The sequence below is a fragment of the Gemmiger sp. An120 genome (assembly GCF_002160955.1).
Lineage (GTDB): Bacteria > Bacillota > Clostridia > Oscillospirales > Ruminococcaceae > Gemmiger_A > Gemmiger_A avium.
This window is the reverse complement of sequence record NZ_NFLN01000006.1, coordinates 120,004-138,531: the sequence shown is the minus strand read 5'-3', so window position 1 is coordinate 138,531 and position 18,528 is coordinate 120,004. Positions and strand designations below refer to the sequence as shown.

General features: G+C 56.2%; 11 protein-coding genes and 1 pseudogene. 1 reads left to right on the top strand and 11 read right to left on the bottom strand.

All coding sequences use genetic code 11. The features are described 5' to 3' along the window. Position 1: 1 nt before the first annotated feature. From B5E65_RS16545 to B5E65_RS07255, 3 genes and pseudogenes are all read right to left on the bottom strand, one after another. Positions 2-6,745, bottom strand: a pseudogene (locus tag B5E65_RS16545) (YodL domain-containing protein); the annotation flags it as partial. 152 nt (positions 6,746-6,897) lie between these two features. Further along, entirely contained in the window at positions 6,898-7,644 is a 747-nt protein-coding gene (locus B5E65_RS07260) for an alpha/beta fold hydrolase (RefSeq protein WP_087171108.1), read from the bottom strand. A 214-nt stretch (positions 7,645-7,858) separates the two neighbouring features. Next, entirely contained in the window at positions 7,859-9,943 is a 2,085-nt protein-coding gene (locus B5E65_RS07255; protein ID WP_087171107.1) for a DNA topoisomerase 3, read from the bottom strand. A gap of 62 nt (positions 9,944-10,005) precedes the next feature. Here B5E65_RS07255 and B5E65_RS07250 point away from each other — a divergent pair, with 62 nt between their 5' ends. Beyond that, positions 10,006-10,584 (top strand): hypothetical protein, encoded by a 579-nt coding sequence (locus B5E65_RS07250; protein ID WP_087171106.1) that lies wholly within the window; start codon positions 10,006-10,008, stop codon positions 10,582-10,584. 49 nt (positions 10,585-10,633) lie between these two features. Here the strand turns inward: B5E65_RS07250 and B5E65_RS07245 are convergent, their stop codons facing one another. The 8 genes from B5E65_RS07245 to B5E65_RS07210 all read right to left on the bottom strand — a co-directional run bounded on the left by B5E65_RS07245 (position 10,634) and on the right by B5E65_RS07210 (position 18,505). Continuing rightward, positions 10,634-11,380: a DUF4366 domain-containing protein gene (locus B5E65_RS07245; RefSeq protein WP_087171105.1), complete on the bottom strand. Its 747-nt coding sequence runs from the start codon at positions 11,378-11,380 to the stop codon at positions 10,634-10,636. Next, positions 11,370-11,621 carry a DUF4315 family protein gene (locus B5E65_RS07240; RefSeq protein ID WP_087171104.1) on the bottom strand — a complete coding sequence of 84 codons (252 nt, stop codon included), beginning with the start codon at positions 11,619-11,621 and terminating at the stop codon, positions 11,370-11,372. Before B5E65_RS07240 ends, B5E65_RS07245 begins: the two co-directional genes overlap by 11 nt. Before the next feature lie 22 nt (positions 11,622-11,643). Next, complete coding sequence (locus tag B5E65_RS07235; protein WP_087171103.1) at positions 11,644-13,602, bottom strand: C40 family peptidase; 1,959 nt, start codon at positions 13,600-13,602, stop codon at positions 11,644-11,646. A 21-nt stretch (positions 13,603-13,623) separates the two neighbouring features. Beyond that, on the bottom strand, positions 13,624-16,023 hold the full coding sequence (locus B5E65_RS07230) for a VirB4-like conjugal transfer ATPase, CD1110 family (RefSeq protein ID WP_206406287.1): 2,400 nt from the start codon (positions 16,021-16,023) through the stop codon (positions 13,624-13,626). Then, complete coding sequence (locus tag B5E65_RS07225; protein ID WP_087171146.1) at positions 15,932-16,369, bottom strand: PrgI family protein; 438 nt, start codon at positions 16,367-16,369, stop codon at positions 15,932-15,934. The genes B5E65_RS07230 and B5E65_RS07225 overlap by 92 nt, the downstream gene beginning before the upstream one ends. Positions 16,370-16,374: 5 nt before the next feature. After that, positions 16,375-17,238, bottom strand: coding sequence for a radical SAM family protein (locus tag B5E65_RS07220; RefSeq protein WP_087171145.1), 864 nt, complete (start codon positions 17,236-17,238; stop codon positions 16,375-16,377). A 69-nt stretch (positions 17,239-17,307) separates the two neighbouring features. Beyond that, positions 17,308-18,171: a VirB6/TrbL-like conjugal transfer protein, CD1112 family gene (locus B5E65_RS07215; protein ID WP_087171101.1), complete on the bottom strand. Its 864-nt coding sequence runs from the start codon at positions 18,169-18,171 to the stop codon at positions 17,308-17,310. 118 nt (positions 18,172-18,289) lie between these two features. After that, complete coding sequence (locus B5E65_RS07210; protein ID WP_087171100.1) at positions 18,290-18,505, bottom strand: Maff2 family mobile element protein; 216 nt, start codon at positions 18,503-18,505, stop codon at positions 18,290-18,292. Positions 18,506-18,528 lie beyond the last annotated feature (23 nt).

The following is an 18,528-nucleotide window of genomic DNA, read 5'->3' as shown; positions in this document are numbered from 1 at the left end:
GTCACACCTCCAATTCCTGTGCTTTTTCCCGCTGCGGTGGTTTCTTCTGCTGTTCCTCCTTGGCGGCTTTGAGCTGCGCCCGGATGGACGGCTTTTTCTGTTTCTGCGCCGGGCGCTGGGGCTGCTTGGGCTTTTGGGCCTCTGCCTTGGCTGCCTCGGCTACATCCAAAAGGGAAACTTGTTCCCCGGCCTTTACTCTGGCTTCCAGCTCACTCATGGTTGGGGCATTGTTCAGAACGCCGTCGATCATGTTGTAGTTCTGCTCGGTCGTCATTTCAGCGGCCTTGATGGGGCTTTCCTGCTGGGCGGGGATGGCAAAGGCGTCCGTGCCGTTGCCCATAATAAGATACTTGCCGTCCTCGGATTGATGGTGGAAGCCATAGCCTGCGGCCTCCAACTGCTCCCGGCTCATGTCGGTTACAAGGAAGCTGCCCCGTGGGGTCTGGATGCTCTCGCCGGTCAGCAATTCCCGTGGCGTAAGCTGTTTTTCCCGCTGCAAGAAGAACTCCGGCACCGGCGTAAAGCCGAAGCTGTCACAGTAATGGGCTTCCTCCTTGCCGCTGCGGGTCAGCACCACAACGTCGGAAACGGAAAGGCTGTGGCCGGTGAAATCGGCGGGACGGTCAAGGTTGAATGTACGGTAGATGCCCTCCAGCGTGATTTTGCCGTCCAACGGGGCCGTGTAGACCAGATCGTAATTCTGCCGGTCAACGGCCAGCCCCGCTTCCTGCAAACTCTCGTAAGCCTCAAAGCGATAATCCCGTGTTTCCGGCCCGCCTTTGAGCTGGTAGATGGCAAAGGTATCGCCCTGCTCCTGCGCCGGGGGATCGACGGTGAAATAGGGGGTTTCCCATTGGGTGAACGGCATATCCGGCATGGCCTTATAGCTGCCGTTCTCCATCACATAGGGCCGCACCCGGTCAAAGCCGATTTCCTTTGCCACACGGGAGAGGCTTTCCAGTACCACGGGATCACTCCGCAGCCGTTCCATTCGGGTGAAGTCCTCCACAAGATAATTTTGGCCCGCCCGCACATGGAGAATATCGGCGGCGCTCATGCCGTCTTTGCTTTCCATGCCCAGCGTCAGATGGGCGTAGGGGCGGCCATCGGTGTTCAAATCCTTGGCCTCGCTGTTATAGGGCTGGCTCCGCAGCTCGTCGAACCGGGCCTTGGCTTCCTCAAAGGTTGAGAAGTGTTCAATCGGGGTCTGCTGTTCGGCATTGGTGGCCCATGTTTTCAGATCGGGAATGATGTAAAAGCCCCATTCCCGGCCTGCCTCCGGCGCGGCGGCGCTGCGCTCGGCCAGTGTCTTTTCAGCCCGTTCCCGCACGTCGTCCCGCAGCGGCACCGTATAGAGGGTGGACGCAGAGGAAAAGCCCACGTTATTGAAAACGTAGTCCACATCGGCCTCTTTCAAGGCCCCTGCCGGGTAGTAGTCGGCCCGTGAGGGGGTGTCGCTCACCTTGCCGTCTGCAATATCATGGCTCAATCCCGTTTCCAGATGGGTGCAGATTTTTCCGTCCACGGCCAGCGTCACATAGTACCAGCCGATATAGCCGCCGGTCTGCTCGTCGGCCCCGTCGTTAAACTCCACATTCAGCAGCGTGTAGGGCTTTAGGCCCTTTTGGGCGGCGATCTCGTTGTCCTTGGCCTCCCGCTGCAACAGAACAGGCAGGGCGGCTTCCTTGGTGGCCTGCACGATCTCCGGGTTAAAATGCACCAATGCACTATTGACACATTCCGTTTGCACCTTGACCGTCTTGGCTTTCGGCGTCAGGTGGTTGCCGATAAACAGGGACGCGCCGTTGTCGAAACGGATTGTCATGTCGCTGGTGCCGCGCCATTTGCCGGTACAGGGGGACGTATGGATTTCGCCGGTCTTGCAGCCAAACGCCTGCGCGATCACATCAATCTTGGCCTGCAAGGGCAGGTCTTTGTAGCGGTCAGCGATTTCCAGCGCCTTTTCCTGCAACTCCGTCAGGGTTTTTGCGGGGGCCGCCTGCGGCTCGGCGTCGGAAGTAACTTCCTGCGCCGGGGCGGTTTCCGGCTCCGGCTCCTGCACGGGTTCTTGTTCCGGCTCCGGCTCTGGTGCCGGTTCCTGTTCCGGGGTGGGTTCCTGTTCCGGCTGCTCCTGCTCCTTGGCATACAGCTCCTTGACGGCCTCCTGCGTCAGCTCCCCGGTATTGAGCTGATCCATCAGCTCCCGGCACCGTTCCGGCGTCCCGACGTAGAGAATATCCCCGATCTTGGCCCTGCCGTTGTCCTGCGGAATATAGGCTTGCAGCATATACAGGTTTTCCCGGCTGTCGCTGCTGGGGGTGGCGTGTACCCGGTAGAAGTAGTCCGGCTCGGCCTGATCCTGTGCCATCTGCGCCCGCTGCTCCCGGCTGCTGTTGCGTTGCAGCTCCGTGGGCTTGATGCCGGAAAGGGGCTGAATACAAGCGATCCTGTCCGACGCACGGTAGGCATTGTCGTTCAAAAGCCGCTGCCATGCGCCCACACTCGGCGCCCAGCGGAAACCGTTCTCTTTCAACTGCTGGCGGGCGTCCGCTTCCGGCTTGCCGTCAAAGAACACCTGCAAGCGGCCCTGATCCCTGTTGGCCTCCACATGGCCGCCGTCAAACTCCCAGCCCACATAGGCCACTTCATTTGCGCGGGTCAGGCTTTCGATCCGCTGCCGGACGCGGCGGATTTCCGCATTGTTGTTGGACAGCTCCCAGCTCTGGAACGGCTTCTTTTCATAGTGCCAGCCGGACGCCATATCCGCTTTCAGGTTTTCGATGTTTTCAGGAGAGAGGTTCGGGCAGCCGTCCAGCGTACCGTGTTTGCGGTAATAGGCATTGACCGCTTTCATGGTTTCCTGCGCCTTTTCCAGACCGTCCAGCTTTTTTTGCAGCTTGGGAATGGCCTGCGGGTCGTCCTGCCGGATGCCGCCCATGCCGGTGCTGCGGATTTTATCAAGCAGCCCTTGGATGTACTGCCATTCCTGCATATTGCTGTCGCGGGCCGCGTTCTGTTTCTCTTTCTTCCGTACGGGGAAATTGGAACCACCGGCAATCAAAATGGACGGAACACGGGCGTCAATCTCATAGCCGTGGTTCATGTTGGCGGCCAGTTCCCGGGCATAGGTATCAAGCAGGCTGTCGATCTTCTCATGGTACATGGGATCTACGCGCTTTTTCTGTTCCTGTGCCAGCGCAAAGGCTTTATCCACATAATGCCGGTACTCGGCTGTGGCGCTGCCGGGCTTGTAGTCGGAAAAGCTGTTCATTTCCTTGGCTCGGCGGGCCGCGCCCTCATTGATGGAATAGTAGTAGTCGGACGCCGCAGGCTCTTTCGCCGGTTGTTCCGGGGCTTCCTGTTGGGGCGGCTCTTGGGCCTCCTGCGGCTGGGCCGGGGCCTCATAGCCAGCCGCCGCATATTCCTCCACGGTCATACCGGCGTCGGCGGCCTCCTGTGCAATTTCGGCCTCCACCTGCGCTTTGTAGTCCTGCAAGCTCTGGTCGAAGTCGGTCAGTTTCGGCATTTCCGGCAAAGGCTCTCCGTGGTTGAGCAGCGGACGGCACTCCATAGCGTAGTCCACCAGCGCCCCATAGTAGGCGGTTTCCTCCGGCGTCAGGGTGTCGCTGGACGCCAAACGGGTCTGCGCCTCCTGTTCCAGCCGTGACAGGTTGCAATGCAGCTCCATGTACGGGATGATCTCGGTGAGAAAGGCTTCCCGGCTGGCGTGATCCTCCGCCCATGCCTCCGGGCCGCCCTGCCGGGTCAGATGGTCTTTCCATTTTTCATCGTTGAGATAAAAGGTCTGATACTCCCGGATATGCTCAATCAGGGAACCGTCCCGGTCGCCAAAGTCCTGCCGCCCGGAATAGCTGTGCGGCTCTCCTTGGAATGTAAAATCAATGCGGAAGTCGGTCTTGTCATAGTAGCCGCCGCCTCGATGTTCTGCGTCCAGCCGGGCAAACAGGGCGTCGGCCTCATGCAGCGGCATTTGCTGGCCCATTTCCAGATCGGGGCTTTCGGTGAAAAGGATCGTCACAACCGGCTCTGCCGTGGGGTCAAGGGTGGGCTGCTGTGCGGCCTTGGCCTCCGCGATTTCTCGGTCAATCCGGCTTTTTACCAGCTCGTCCACATGGCCGTGCTGCATTTCGTAGCCATGTTCGCAAAACTCATTGATAAGGGCAATCACCTTGTCCGTGTTATCCACGGCCTCGGCGTACTCCACGATCAACCGGCGTTCCTCGTTGCCCATGCGCTGTCCGTTGCGCTCGGCCCAGTCGATCAGGGCGTTGGCCCGTTCCGTGGGGGTGGCCTCCGGCATAATGGGCTTGTTGTTCAAAAGGCCGTCAATCCCATTCCATGGCTGCGGCTCCGGCTGGGCCTCGGCCCGTTGTAGCGTCCCGTCGCCGGAAAGGACAAAGCCCTGTGTCTGAATGGCTTCCAACGTGCCTTGCGTCACCTCGCCGGTGGATTTCACATCGGCGTCAATCAGGGTTTGCAGCATGGACTTTACACTGTCGGTCATTTCCTGCTGCTGTTCCGGGGGCAGCTTGGAAAACACACTGTCGGGGGCAGGCTGCTCGGCGGCCTGTTCCACAGTCGGCTCCACAGTTTGCTCCACGGCCTGCTGCGCCTGCCGCTGTTGCTGAAGCTCGGCAAGGTGGCCGTCGATAGTGGTAATCAGCTCATGGGCGGTGGCCCGGATGGTTTCAAGGGACGCCCGCAGCTCTTTCAGGTCTTTGCCGGAACTCCAACCGGCCACATATCCAAAGGAATAGTCGGACGTGTCCAGCCCGTAGTGCTGGCAGACGGCATAGGCCACGCTCTCGGCCTGCACCTCGCGGGTGCGGCTGTCGGGCCGGTCGGCCTGCTCGGTCACAGGGGCGTCCGGGTCAATGGCGTGGAGCTTGGCATGGGCAATCTCATGGATAGCTGTTTTCAAAGTTTGCAGCTCACTCATGTTCTCCTGTATGGCGATCCGCTTTTCTGTCAGGTGGTAGTAGCCGTGAGAACCACCGGGGATGTCCTCAAAGGCCATCGGGACGGGGGAAGTCTGTTCCAGCGCCTTGAAGAAGTCCTCGTATTGCTCCACATTCCCGGCCAGCTCGTCCACACCGATAGAGGGCAGCGGTTCGCCCTCGGTCTGGCTCACGTCAAAGACAGACACGATCTTGAACGCCGGAACTTGGATTTCTTTTTTCTCGGTGACGGGGTTGCCATCCTTGTCCATGACCGGCTGGCCCTGTTCGTCCAGCTTCGGCACTTCCTTTTTCACCTTGTAGGGGGCGGGGGCCAGAATCTTGATACCTTTCTCGCCCCGCTTCACATTGCGGTGAAAATCGTCCCGCCACTTGTTGTAGCCCGCTACAAGCTGGCCGCCCTGCATGGCGATCAGCAGCGTATTGTTGAAGCTGTAACTGTGGAACTTCGCCATAGAGGTGAGATAGGCTTTGTAGCGTTCACTCTCGAAAAGCTCCTGTATGCCGGTTTCCAGCCGGTCGGTGATCTCTTTCATGCGGTCGGCGCTGTTCTGGCTGTTGAGAATGATAGGGACGACGGGCGGCGGGGCCGCAGCTTCGGCGGTGGGCGCTGCCTCCGGCTGCACCGTCCGGGCCGGGGCCTCGTCCCGCAGAATTTCCGGCGCGGGATAGGCCATCACTCGGTATTCCTCCGGCACCGGCTGGCCCTCATGGACACGCTGCCACTCGTCGCCGCTTTTCACCAGATAGCCGTAATCCGTGAAAACACCATGCTCCGTATTGGCAATATGCAGGCCGAAACGGGGCAGGAAAATTCCCGCTTTCCATTCCTCCGGCATATCCACCATGCCGGAACGGTTCAGGTAGTAGTCACCCAACTGGCCCGTGCCGGTGACATCCGGCAGATGCACATAGTAGTCCACGTTGTCAGGGTAGTCGATGATCTGGCCGATACTGTGGAAGTCGCTCTGCGGGCTTGTCAAGGCGGCGTTCAGCTCCGCAAGCTCGGCGGCGTCCAGCTTTTCCAGCCTCGCGGCAAGGAAGTTCAGCTCGTCCACGTCGGCGGACAGCACCAGATTGCGGGGCAGCTTAATGGGACGCTCCTGCGGGCTTCGGTAGCCGTACAAGAAAAAGTCCTGCGGGTTGTCGGCACTAATCCCGATTTCCCGCAGGGCTTCTTGCAGCTTTTCGGTTGTGGTCGGCAAAGAAAACCAAAGGCCCTCGTTGCCTTGCTCATAACGCTGTCGGTTATGAAGCAGGATAGAAAACACTTCGCTCATGGGTTCACTCCTTTCTCTGTCTTGTTCCATCAATTTCTGCATTAACTGGTAGTCCTCAATGCTCATGTGGCCATCATAGGTGTATGGGTCGATGTCGTCCCCACGGTAGGGGCGCTCATAGAAAGGCAGTCCGGCAGCATGGGCTTTTTCCCTCGCTTCCTCTAACACCTCCGGCGGCAGCTCGTCGCTGTGGGCCTCCATGAATGGGGCAATGTTGTTCAGGCCGTTGTCGTAGTGGTGCCGCACACCGGCGGCCAACTCCGCCACGCTCATTTTCTCGGACAGATAGCCGGAATAGTAGCCATTCACCACAACGGCCCGTGGATCGGCGGCCTGTATCTCGGCAAGCCGCGCTCTGTCCTCTGGATAAAGGGTGTCGTCCAGATCAAGGTGGAACGCCTCGGCCTGCCAGCTCCGGCCCTCGCGCCAGAACGTCAGCCATGCAATTCCGTTTCGCAGGTCGTCTTGATACTCTGATACAACGTCCCTAAGACTTGCCATCGGCAGTCCTCCTTTCTAAAAAATGGCATAAGAAAAGCAGGAAACCTTTCCATGATTTCCTGCTGAGTGGTTCCGCCGGTGGGCGGCTGGTATTCAGTTTTGAAAGTTCGGTTCAAGCTGGCCCGATAAATCAGGATTTATCTTTGTTCTATTATTTCTAATAGTCTTCTTACATAATCATCTGCATGGTTTATTGAAAACTCTCCATGGTACATATTAGGAAGAACTTGTATAGAACTATTCTGTAGTTTTTTATGAATTAGTTCTGCTGACTTTTTCATTGAGTGATTTTCTTTTTCTCCGACAAAAATATGAACTATTGCTTCGCTCTCTTCAAGCCCATCTTTTAAGGAATATAATGAGTTTTCCTGTAAAAAAGCAATCATATCGCCCTTTGTTATTGCACAAGTATCTTTGTAATAATTATCAAACAAATGCTGCTTTATTCGTAATGATTTGAATTGTAATTTTGAAAACCATTTATACTTTATCAAACCATAACAACTCCCAAACGCAGGCTTAATCATAAAATATGTGAATTTTGAAGGTATTACAAGTGCGCTTTCCACTATTGCATACTTACATATATCCTTACGTTGAGATAAAATTTCAAGTAAAATCTGTCCTCCAAGTGATAGTCCTCCAATCAATAAAACGGAACCATCCAGTTTATCATTTATAAATTCTATAATCTCTAAAGCGTTATTTTCTATCGTTGTAAATCGTTTATCACTTCCTGCATGACCGTCTAATATAGGTATAATTATATGATAATTCGTTTGTAGCATTTCAGCAATTTCTTTGTAATTCCACCATGACAAACCACCTCCATGTAAGAGGATAATTACATTACTATTTCCTTTCCCATATTCAACATAGTTCAACCTTTTTCACCTCGCTGTAAAATTCCAATTTGTCGTTGGCTTCATTATACTATGACCGGCTACCTTTGGGAATAGATGAATTGTAAACTTGCTGGACAGAAACAGGGGTTTGGGGATATGCCCCAACAAGCAAAATCCCCGGCCCGGCAGGGTGGCCGGGTCAGGGATTTATCGGAAGTGTGGCTACACTTCCTATGCTTGCTACGTTACTCCGTCAGTTCCTTTTCTCCACGCGGTAGTTGACGTATTTCCCGCCGGTATCGGCCAAAAGTACCGTCCCGTCGTAGGTTTTGCTGGTTTTCATGGAGCGCAGGCCCTTTACCTTTGCTTTTCCGTCTTTGAGCAGCGCGGCGGCGATCTTCGGGGTGAACGTCTTGCCCCGTTCCTCAAAAAATCGGTCATTTTTCCACATGACAAACTGGCAGGCCCGGTTTCCGCAGTAATAGTTTTTCTTGCCCTCGTAGACGGCTTCACCACAGCGGGGACACTTGCCGATAACAACACGCTCGGCCTGAAACAACTTCTGCGCGTCCTCGCTGATCTGCGAATATCGGGAAATCAGGCTACGGGTCATTTCCTCAATGCCTACCATAAAGCCCTCCGGGTCGGCCTCGCCCTTGGCAATGGCCGTCAGTTTGGTTTCCCATTCCGCTGTGAGCTGGGGAGAAGTCAGCACATCCGGCAGGACGCACACAAGGTTGTGGCCGTCCTTGGTGGGAAGTAGCTGTTTGCCTTTGCGTTCCACAAAGCCCATCTGCACCAGCTTTTCCAGAATGGAAGCGCGGGTTGCCGGGGTTCCCAAACCTTGGCGCTCGGCGTCCTCCGGCATATCCTCGGCCCCGGCCCGTTCCATAGCAGACAGCAGCGTATCTTCGGTGTAGGGCTTGGGCGGTGTGGTGAAATGCTCGGTAATGCTGGCCTCCACCGGGTCAAAGGTCTGGCCCTCGGTGATCTCCGGCAGCTCCCTTGCCAGCTCCGGCGTGTCCTCGTCGGCGTCGGTCTTGAACGACGCCTTGAAGCGGCGCTCAATCTCTTTCCAGCCGGGGGTGAGAACGGTTTTGCCCTTGGCGGTGAACTCGTTCCCGGCGCAGGTGAATGTGGCGGTGACGGCCTCATACACATGGGGCGCGGCCACGGCACACAGCAGCTTGCAGCACACAAGGGACAGCAGTTTCTTTTCGCCCTCGGCCAGCCCGTCAAAGCCTTTCTGCACAAACTCCATCGTGGGGATAATGGCGTGGTGGTCGGACACCTTTTTGCTGTTCAGCACCCGGCCAAACTGCGGGGCAATATTCAGCCCCGCCGCAAAGGAAAGCAGCGGCCACAGGCCGGACACGATGCTTTCCGCCGTGGGCTGCATATCGTCGGTAAGGTACTGGCTGTCGGTGCGGGGATAGGTCAGCAGCTTCTTTTCATAGAGCTGTTGGGCATAGTCAAGGGCCTGCTTGGCGGTGAATCCAAACAGGCGGTTGGCCTCCCGCTGCAAGGTGGTGAGGTCGTAAAGGCGGGGCGGCTGCTCCGTCTTTTTCTCACGCTTCACTGATACACAAACGGCCTGCGCTCCTGCACAGGCCGTCTTGGTGGCGTCGGCGTCGTCGGGGTTCATAAAGCGGTCGCTGGCCGCCTCCATGCCGCCCGCCGCGATATGGACAACGTGGTATTTCTCTTTCTTGAAATTGCTGATTTTGGCCTCCCGGTCAACCAGCATATTGAGGGTAGGCGTCTGGACACGGCCCACGGTCAGGGTCTTGTGGTAGAGGATGGAGAAAAGCCGGGTGGCGTTGATCCCCACCAGCCAATCGGCCTGCGCCCGGCACAGGGCCGATTGATACAGGTTATCGTAGTCGGCCCCCGGTTTCAGGTGGGCAAAGCCCTCCCGAATCGCAGCGTCCTCCATGCTGGAAATCCAAAGGCGCTTGAACGGCTTTTTGCAGCCCGCCATCTGGTAGACGAAACGGAAAATCAGCTCACCCTCGCGCCCGGCGTCGGTGGCGCACACAAGGCCCGTCACGTCGGGGCGCTCCATCAGGGAGCGCAGCACGGCAAACTGGCCTTTCTTCTCGGCGGGGATGATGTACTGCCACTCCTGCGGCAAAATCGGCAGGTCGTCATAGCGCCACTTCTTGAAACGCTCGTCATAGGCTCCGGCGTCGGCAAGGGAAACAAGGTGGCCGATACACCAGCTCACCAGATAGCCGTTGCCCTCCATGTAGCCGTCCCGTTTCTGATCCGCACCGATCACGCCCGCAATGCTGCGGGCGACACTCGGTTTCTCTGCAATTACAAGTTGCATAAACACGCACTCCTTTCGTTGTTTCTTTACGATTTGTGTTGTATAATTGTATTTATGAGGTGGTAGGTATGGGCTTTAAGATATTTACATCCATTGTCTTTATTGCTGTCTTTATCATAAGAATTGCTAAACCCGAATGGAATATTGATACTACTTCCATTATTCTTCTTATACTTGCTTTTGTCCCGTGGTTTATCCAATACATTAAAACACTGGAAATCAGCGGACTTGGCAAAGTTGAGCTGGTTGGCAAAGAGCAGAAAAAAGAAATTGATAAAAAAGTAAGTGAGGCAGGAATCCTAAAAAGCGAAACAGCGGATAACGAACAATATACTTTTTATGGATTAAGGTACAGCGATCCCAAATTGGCTTTGGCTGGTTTACGGATTGAAATTGAAAGTGTATTAAGAAAAATTGCCGAAGCAAACCAATTAGATACTTCTCGTACTGGTATCGGGCAAATGGCAAGAGTTCTTAGCCAACACCAGCTTATCAGCGATAATGAACGAGGTATCATATTTGACCTTGTTGACATCTTGAATAGAGCAGTACATAGCCAGCTAAAAGAATATGAAAGTGAATCATTTGACTGGGTATTTGATCTTGGCCTTAATTTGCTTAAATCACTTAACGCCAAACTATCGTAATAAAAGCGGCATTGCTATTTCGTGTTTGATAAGCAATGCCGCTTTTTCTTTACTCTTTATCCGTTTCCGTGCTGTCGTTCACTTCGTCCTCCGGGGTCGGTTCGTCCTCGTCGTCCTCGTCCTCGCCAAAATCGTATTCGTCCAGCTCGTCGCCGCCTTTGGTGTCGGCCTTGGGCTTTCTAAACTTGAAGAAGTAAAGGGCCGCGCCGCCGCCGATCAGGGCCACCACAAGGAACACTACAAGGCCGCCCATGCCGGTGCTTTTCGCTTCATCTTCCTGCGGCGGCTCGGTTTCCTCCGGCTCCTGCGGCTCCGGCTCCGGGCCGGTACACTCGGTCATATTGGTTTTACATACCGGGCAATTCGTATTGACGGCTCCCGCCTCGCACTTGGTCGTACAGGTACAGGTTTCCGGGGCAGCTTCGCCGTCCTCCAACAGTGCTTGCAGATCGGCGTCGTCCACTTGGTTGAGGAAGTGAACGGCGGTTTCCTTGTCCTCGTTGGCCCGGTCGATTAAAATATAAAAGTAGTTGCCCGCCTTGGTGGTAACGGTGATAAGCTGCTTGTCCCCATAGAAATCATCCACCAGCGTTGCGTTGCCCTCCGGGGTGACAGGTACGCCCTCCGGCTCCATGCCGCCGGTGGTGGGTTCTTCCTCCTGCGGTGCCTCGGTGGTTTCCGGCAAAGGCTCCGGGTCGGGGTCGGTGCCACCGGCAAAGGCGGTGGTGGAAAAGGCCGTCAGGCAAAGCACGGCGGCCAGCGTCACGGTAAACGTGCGAATGATCTTATTCTTCATCGGCATTGTCCTCCTGTTCAAAATCCGGCTGCGGGGCCGGGGCGGTCTGCAAAGCGCCGCCCCGCAGGAACGCCGCAAAATCTTCCGGCTTCATGTTCAGGCCGCGCACAAGCTGGATGATCTGCAAATTCTCCTGCTCGGTCTTTGCCGCTTCCAGCTCCCGAAGCTGCTTTTGCAGCTCCGTGATCTTGGCCTTGGTTTTCACAATGTCCTTTTCGATACGGTCAAGTTTGTTTGCCATCGTCTAAAACTCCTTTCTGGCGTCAAGGCAGACGCCCGTAGCAATAGAAATGCTGCTGCCAATAGCTCGAATTGAGGTTGGTGTAAGAAATGGGGTCGCCACAGTGCAACATCACGGAATTGCCCACATAAATGCCGACGTGGGAAACGCCGGGGGTGTCGTAGGTGCCGACAAAAAACACAAGGTCGCCGGGCTTAACCTGCTCCGGGGAAACGGGGGTACAGATATTGCAAAGGCCCTGTGCGCCAAGCCGCCCCACGTCCCATCCGCTGTGATTGATTACCCAGCTCACAAAGCCGCTGCAATCAAAGCTGGTGCTGGGAGAGCTGCCGCCCCACACATAGGGATAGCCGATATACTTTTCCGCCTCGGCCATCATTGCGGCAAAGGTGGCGTCCTCCAAAGCCTCCGGGGGAATGTCGTAATAGGTCGGCTCCTTGACGGTGGAAGCGTTGGGATAGGTGCCGTTGGGAAACAGGTCTGGCCGGTTGCCCAGCGTGTGCATATACACCGCATACAGGCTCATTTGATCCTCGCCCATGATGTAAACAGGCAGATGGGACAGGTCGAAGTTTTCCAGCTTCACGTTGCAGATGTAGTAGGTGTAGGGAACTTCCACGGTGTAGGGATTGCCCTCGCTGTCCGTCCGGGTTTCGGTGCGGTATCGGGTTTCGGTTTCAATGGTCTGTGTCAGGGTGTATTGCTTTTCAAAAAGCATGGCAAGGTCGCCTTGCACGTCGCCCAGCGTATAGACGCCCTCATGCAGCGCCGACAGGATGGAAGTCAGCACATAGGGGTCATGGCCGATCTCGTCCAGATCGTAGCGGTATTCGTCATAGCCGGGGTGCAGGCTTTCGTAGTTGTCAAGCTCATACTGCAAATCGGCCTCCATGTCCGCATAGGCGGCTTCCGCCCCCAGCATATCGCTGTCCTCCGACAGATAGGACGTGGCCGCCACGCCGGTTCCGGCGCTGCCGAACATGGCCGTACAGGATTGCAGGCCGCCCATAATCAGCATGAGCATAAGGCCCACGCCGCCGATCAGCAGCACACCTTTCCAGTGCCGGGCCACAAAGGACGCGGCCTGTTTGCTTTTCTCGGCGGCTTTCTTGGCGGCTGCGGCGGTGGTTTTGGTGGCGCTGGCTGCGCCCTGTGCCGTCTGGCCCGCCGCCCGTGCTGCCTTGGCATAGTCCCGTTTGATTTTCTGTTTCTGCCAGAATCGGGCCACCGGGTTTTTCACCGCCTGCGCCATTTCCGGGTTATCCCGCAAGGATTTCTGGTAGATGTACTCCGCATTGGCGGCAATGGCCTTTTTCTCGGCCTTGGCTGCGGCCCGGTAGGGTTTGAGCTTATGACGCCGGATGCTGCTGCGAATGGCTTTTCCCGCTTGGCGCTCGGCAAGTTCTTCCCCCTTGTGGCCGCCCTCGACGCCCACATTCTCATGCTCAACCTCATGGATTTTTCCATGCAGATACAGGCCCGCTTCCTCCATCGGACGGCTGGCCGGGTTGGGTTTGAGCTTGGGGGCCGGTTTCTCCACCTTGTCAAAGTGCAGCTTGGTTTTGGCCTTGCCCTTGGCCTCGTCATAGACGGTTTCCTTGGTGACGACGCGCTTTTTCGGCAGGGCTTCTTTGGCTGCGTCCAGCTTATCCGCCCGCTTTTCCGCCTTGTGGATGTACTTGGAAAGGGCGGGATTGGCCCGTTCCTCGGCGGTGAATTGCAGGCGGGACGCCGGGCCGGTGGCCTGCGCCGCCGTATTCGCGCCATCCTTGGCGGCCCGCTTCGCCTTGCTGCGCTCCCGGATGTCCCCGGCACGTTCCAGCACCTTTTCAGCGGTGCCGCCCGGCTCGGCTGCGGAATAGTCCTGTTCGGCCTCCCGGCTGGAAATGTTGATGCTCTCGCCGGTGGTCTGGTTGTCCAGCGTCAGGCCGTCGCGGGTCATGTGCTGCGTCACCTTGTCACGGGGCTTCAATGGCTTCATAGGGCGTCACCTCCTTGTCTGTCATACCGTTTCGCCCTCGCCTAACCGGGTCGTCATAATCTTGTAGAGCTGGCTGCGCTGCGGGATGGGGTTGCGGAACGGCAGGATCACATTTTCATAGATCAAAAGCCCCTCGCCGGGTTCGGAATTGTCCACATACCGTAACTGCTGCGGGGAAATGTTCAATCGCTCTGCAAGGATACGCCGGTCGCCGGACGCCTGATTGAGCAGGCAAATGAAGTCGCTGTTTTCCAGAATGTTTTCGATCTCCGGGGAAGAAAGCAGGTCTTTGACGTTCTGTGTGGCACCTGTCGGAATACCGCCCCATTTTCTGAACCGCTTCCAAATCTCGCAGGAGAAAGCGGCTGTCTGTTCCTCTCGCAAAAGCAAATGGAACTCGTCGCAGAAGTACCACGTCGCCTTGCCTTGGCTGCGGTTTTGGGTCACACGGCCCCAAATCTGGTCTTGGACAATGAGCATCCCCAGCTTTTTAAGCTGCTTGCCCAGCTCCTTGATGTCGAAAGCCACAATGCGGTTCTCGATGTTCACATTGGTGCGGTGGTTAAAGACGTTCAGGCTGCCGTTTACATACAGGTCAAGGGCCTGCGCCACCCGGTCGGCCTCCGGGATATGCTGGTCTAACAGGGCTTGATGCAGGTCGGACAGGATCGGCATATTCTCCGGGCGGGGGTCTGCCAGATAGGGCCGGTAGATCACCTGCACAGCCCGGTCAATGACCGTCTTTTCGATGGCTTCCAGCCCGTTCTTGCCGCCCATGACAAGCTCACAGAACGACAGCACAAAGTCGGATTTCAGGGCCAGCGGGTTTTCGTCCTCGCTGTAATTCAGGTTGATGTCCAGCGGGTTCACATAGGATTTGCTGGTGGGCGACAGCTTCACCACTTGGCCGTGGAGCCGCTTCACAAGGGGGTAATACTCGGCTTCCGGGTCGCAGATATACACGTCGTCCGGGGTACAGAGGAACACACTGACGATCTCGGATTTGCAGCTCATGGATTTACCAGAACCGGGAGTACCCAGCTTCAAACCGTTGGGACACCGCGCCCGTTTCCTGTCCAGCATAATCATGTTGCCGGTCTTGGCATTGACGCCGTAATACATGGCGTCGCCGCCCATGAAAAGCTCCTGTGTCACAAAAGGCACGAACACGGCCACGCTGGAAGTCGTCAGGGAACGCTCGATCTTGATGTGGTTGGCCCCCAGCGGCAGGCTGCTCATAAGGCCCTGTTCCTGCTGGTAGTCCAGACGGACAAGGGAACAGTTGTATTTCTGCGCCACGCCTGCGGCCCAAAATACATCGTTCTCCAACTTCTGCCGGGTGTCGGCGGTGTTCATCACCAGAAAAGTGATCTGAAACATCCTCTCATTCCGGCTTTGCAGGGTTTTCAAAAGCTCCTTGGCGTCCTGTCCGTAGGTGGCAAGGTCGCTGGGCAAGATGTCCATGTCATAGCCGCTGCGGACGGCCCGTTTCTGTTCCTGTATCTTCATGGCGTCAAGGTCGGTGATCTTGCGCTTGACGGTCTTAATGGCCTCGCTCTGGTCGATGGCCTGCACATGGAGATTGACGACAATGCCGTTTTCCGTGTTGAGGAAGTCGGCCAGCATTTCGTCCGACAGCTCCGGGGACAGGATGTTTAAGAAGCTCACGGCTCCATACTTGCCGCCCAGCCCGAACATCCGGGAATTGCCGAAGCGGAACGAGGACGGGGCTATAAAATCTTTGGTGGAGAGGCCGGACGGGGCCAGCCATTTCCATTCAAATTGAAACGGCTCGGCGTCGGGGTGGAGTACCCCATGCAGCACTTCCAGACGTTCCTTGGCGTCCAGCACATGAGCCACGGCCCCCATCGTCTTGAAATAGCCCAGCAGGTCGGTTTCAATGCGGGTCAGACGGGCGCGGGCCATTTTCAGGTTGTCGGCCTCGATGGTGAATGTGAGGAACTTGCGCTTGGTGAGGCCGTTGTTGCCTCGCACAAGCTGGTCTTGCAGGATGCCGGAATACTCTGCCCGGATGTCGTCGAAGTCGTCCCCCTGCTCCTTGATCTCAAAGCTCTTGGCGTACTGCTTGGGGTCGATCTTGCGGTTGACAAAGGAAAGCTGGACGTGGATAGAGGCGTCCAGATAGTTGTAGAGATCGCACAGGTTTTCAAAGATGGCCGTCTTGGTTTCGGCCTGTGCAAGCTGATAGCTGATGTCGGAAAACTCGATACACTTGCTGAACGTGTTGGCCGTCACCCTGCAAATCCCGTCCGGGTACATGGCCTGATACGGGATGCTGGCCTGTGCGGAATGGGCCTTGCCGTCGCCCTTATACTTGCGGATGATGGCCTGTATTTCCCGCTTTTCGGCGCGGGTGAGCTTTACAGGCGGCTCGTTTCTTTGCTTTTCGGACAATCGCATTTACCTCCTTTTCCATTTGGTGCTGCCGCATGAGGGCAGTATAGGCGTTGTCGGTTTGGTAGGGCCTCTCCTTGGGCTGGATAAAGCAGCACTGGACGATCTGCCATACCACCACTTCAAGGGGCTGGCCGTGGCGCTCATACAGGGCCAGCAGCAAGCCCGGCAGCATGGCGAAAACCATAATCAGGGCCGCCGCGCTGCCAGTCACCCGGCCCCGGAGCAAAAAATAAAGCGGGACGCCTACAAGAAGCGCACCGCCGAAGCAGATCAGTTGCCGTTTGGTAAGGCCAAACACAATCTTGGATTTTACACGGGTCAAATCCTTTGGCACGGTCACATAAGCCATTCAAATCACCTCGTTTCCATGCTGCTGTTCCGCAGCTTTTTTACCGGCTCAAAGTCGTAAAAGTTTTCGACGACGTGAAACACCCGCTTGTTGTTCACCCATTGCTGCAAACAGCGGGTAATGGGCGGGGCCGTGGGCTTTTCATAGATCATCACAAACGGATCAAAGCCCATGCGCCGCAGGGTTTCCACGCGGTACAAGTCCTGTTCATGGGTGCTGCCATAGTTCGTCAGCACATACACCCGGCGATTGCGGAAATTCTTAATCGCCGTCATTTCCACGAACCGCTGGAAATAGCCCGTCAAATCCTCGTTGGGGTTATCCCATGCGAAATGTACGGCTTTCGTCCGCACACGGTTGAGAAGCGCCACATTGTCGGGCGTTATCAGGCGGATGTCAAGCCCTTGGGAGAAGTCTACCAGCGCCCGGCTGTCGGCAAGCTGCAAAAGCAGGCTTTCATGGTCGGGACAGGCCAGCAGGTTTGCGTCCATCAGTTTGATTTCCCGCTGGCCCCGCCAAAACTCGGACAGGTCGGCCACTTTCCGGCTCCGGCGGCCCTCCTTGCCTCCGACAATGCAAAATCCGCAGCCCCTTGGACAGCCCCGGCTTAAAAAGCCGTAGGCGGTTTCGGAATACTGCGGATAGAGTGAATAGTCCGGGTAGGTGTGTTCGATTGCATCCGGCAGGTCAGGGCCGGGGCCGTACCCCGTGCCGCCCTTGATAACGGTTCCGGCGTTGGTGACGGTGATCTTGTCTTTGGAATAGGTGTCCGTAAACACCCGGCTTTTGTAGACCACATCAAAGTAAAACAGCGGGTTCCACCACATCACTTGATGGCCCTGCGCCTTGTGGTAGGCAGACAGCTTCATCAGGCAGAGGTTGGGAAAATTGTGGGAATCCACATCAATCAGTCCTATTCGTATCGGTTGCACCTCCAATCAGTGAGCAGTAAAGACGGCTTTCGATATGCTGCCGGTCTTGAACAGACAGAAGCAAAGCAGAACCGTGTAGCCCATACAGCCCCAAATGGCCCCGGATATATCCGCTGCCTGTCCGATCTGCTGGATCAGCACCGCATAGATGCCGACAACCACCATAATCAAAAAGGCTTGGAAGCCCAGCGCCAACAGGGATTTCAAGTAGTTCTGGCCGACGCCGCGCCACTCCGCATTGCCCAGCGTGGCAAGGGGGATCGGCCCCAGCGCGGTCACGGCATAAATCTCAATCATTCTGCCGTATGTCACAAGGAAAATACAGATGGAAAGAATGTTCATCGTCAGCCCCACAACAAGGGTCTGGAACCACAAGCCCAGCAGCGGCCCGATGTCCATAGCTTCCAGTTGTGTTTCAAGGTCGGGAATGAGGGTGTCAAAATCAATGCTGGTTTCCCCGATAATCACCCCGGCACTCTGGTTGACGACGGCTTGGGTGGCGTCGAAAACGCCCATGACGATGTTCCATGTGTTCGTCACAATGAGGACGGCGAAAGCACTTTTGAAAATCCAGCGGAAGAACATGGACGTGTCAAAGTCGTGCATATTGTTTTTTTCCACGATCATGTCTATCAGCTCATAGCACATGATAATGGCAAGGATCGCCGCAGCAATGGGGACGATCACCGTGTCCGACAGAGATTGCAGCATATTGAATATGCCGCTGTTCCACGCCTGCGGTGTCGCTCCCACATCCGAGGCGATTTCTCCAACTTTGGTATTGACCGTGCTGAACAGCCCGGACAGGTTGCCCATGATACCGTCGATTAAAATGCCTTTGATCCAATCCCCTATGAGTTCGCCTATCATGCGGGTACACCTCCTTTCCCGCGCCCTCCCGCATGGAACCGAGAGGGCGCGGTGGTGTGTTAGGATTTAACGATTACAGTTTGCGGTAGTAGGTGGTGGATGGCGGACAGCCGGGGGATCAGCCCAGCAGACCGGACAGCATGGGAACCAGAGTGACGCCGATCAGGGCGACACCGCCGCCCGCGACAAGCTGCTTGATGCCCTGGCTCTTGCTGGCCGGGTTATCCTGCCCGTAACCTTCCAGAAGGTTGATGCCGCCCCAAACACACAGGGCACCGCCGAGGCCCACAACGATGGTCTGCAAAGTAGTAACTGCGCTATTGAAAAATGCCATAAATTTACCTCCATTATTTCAAA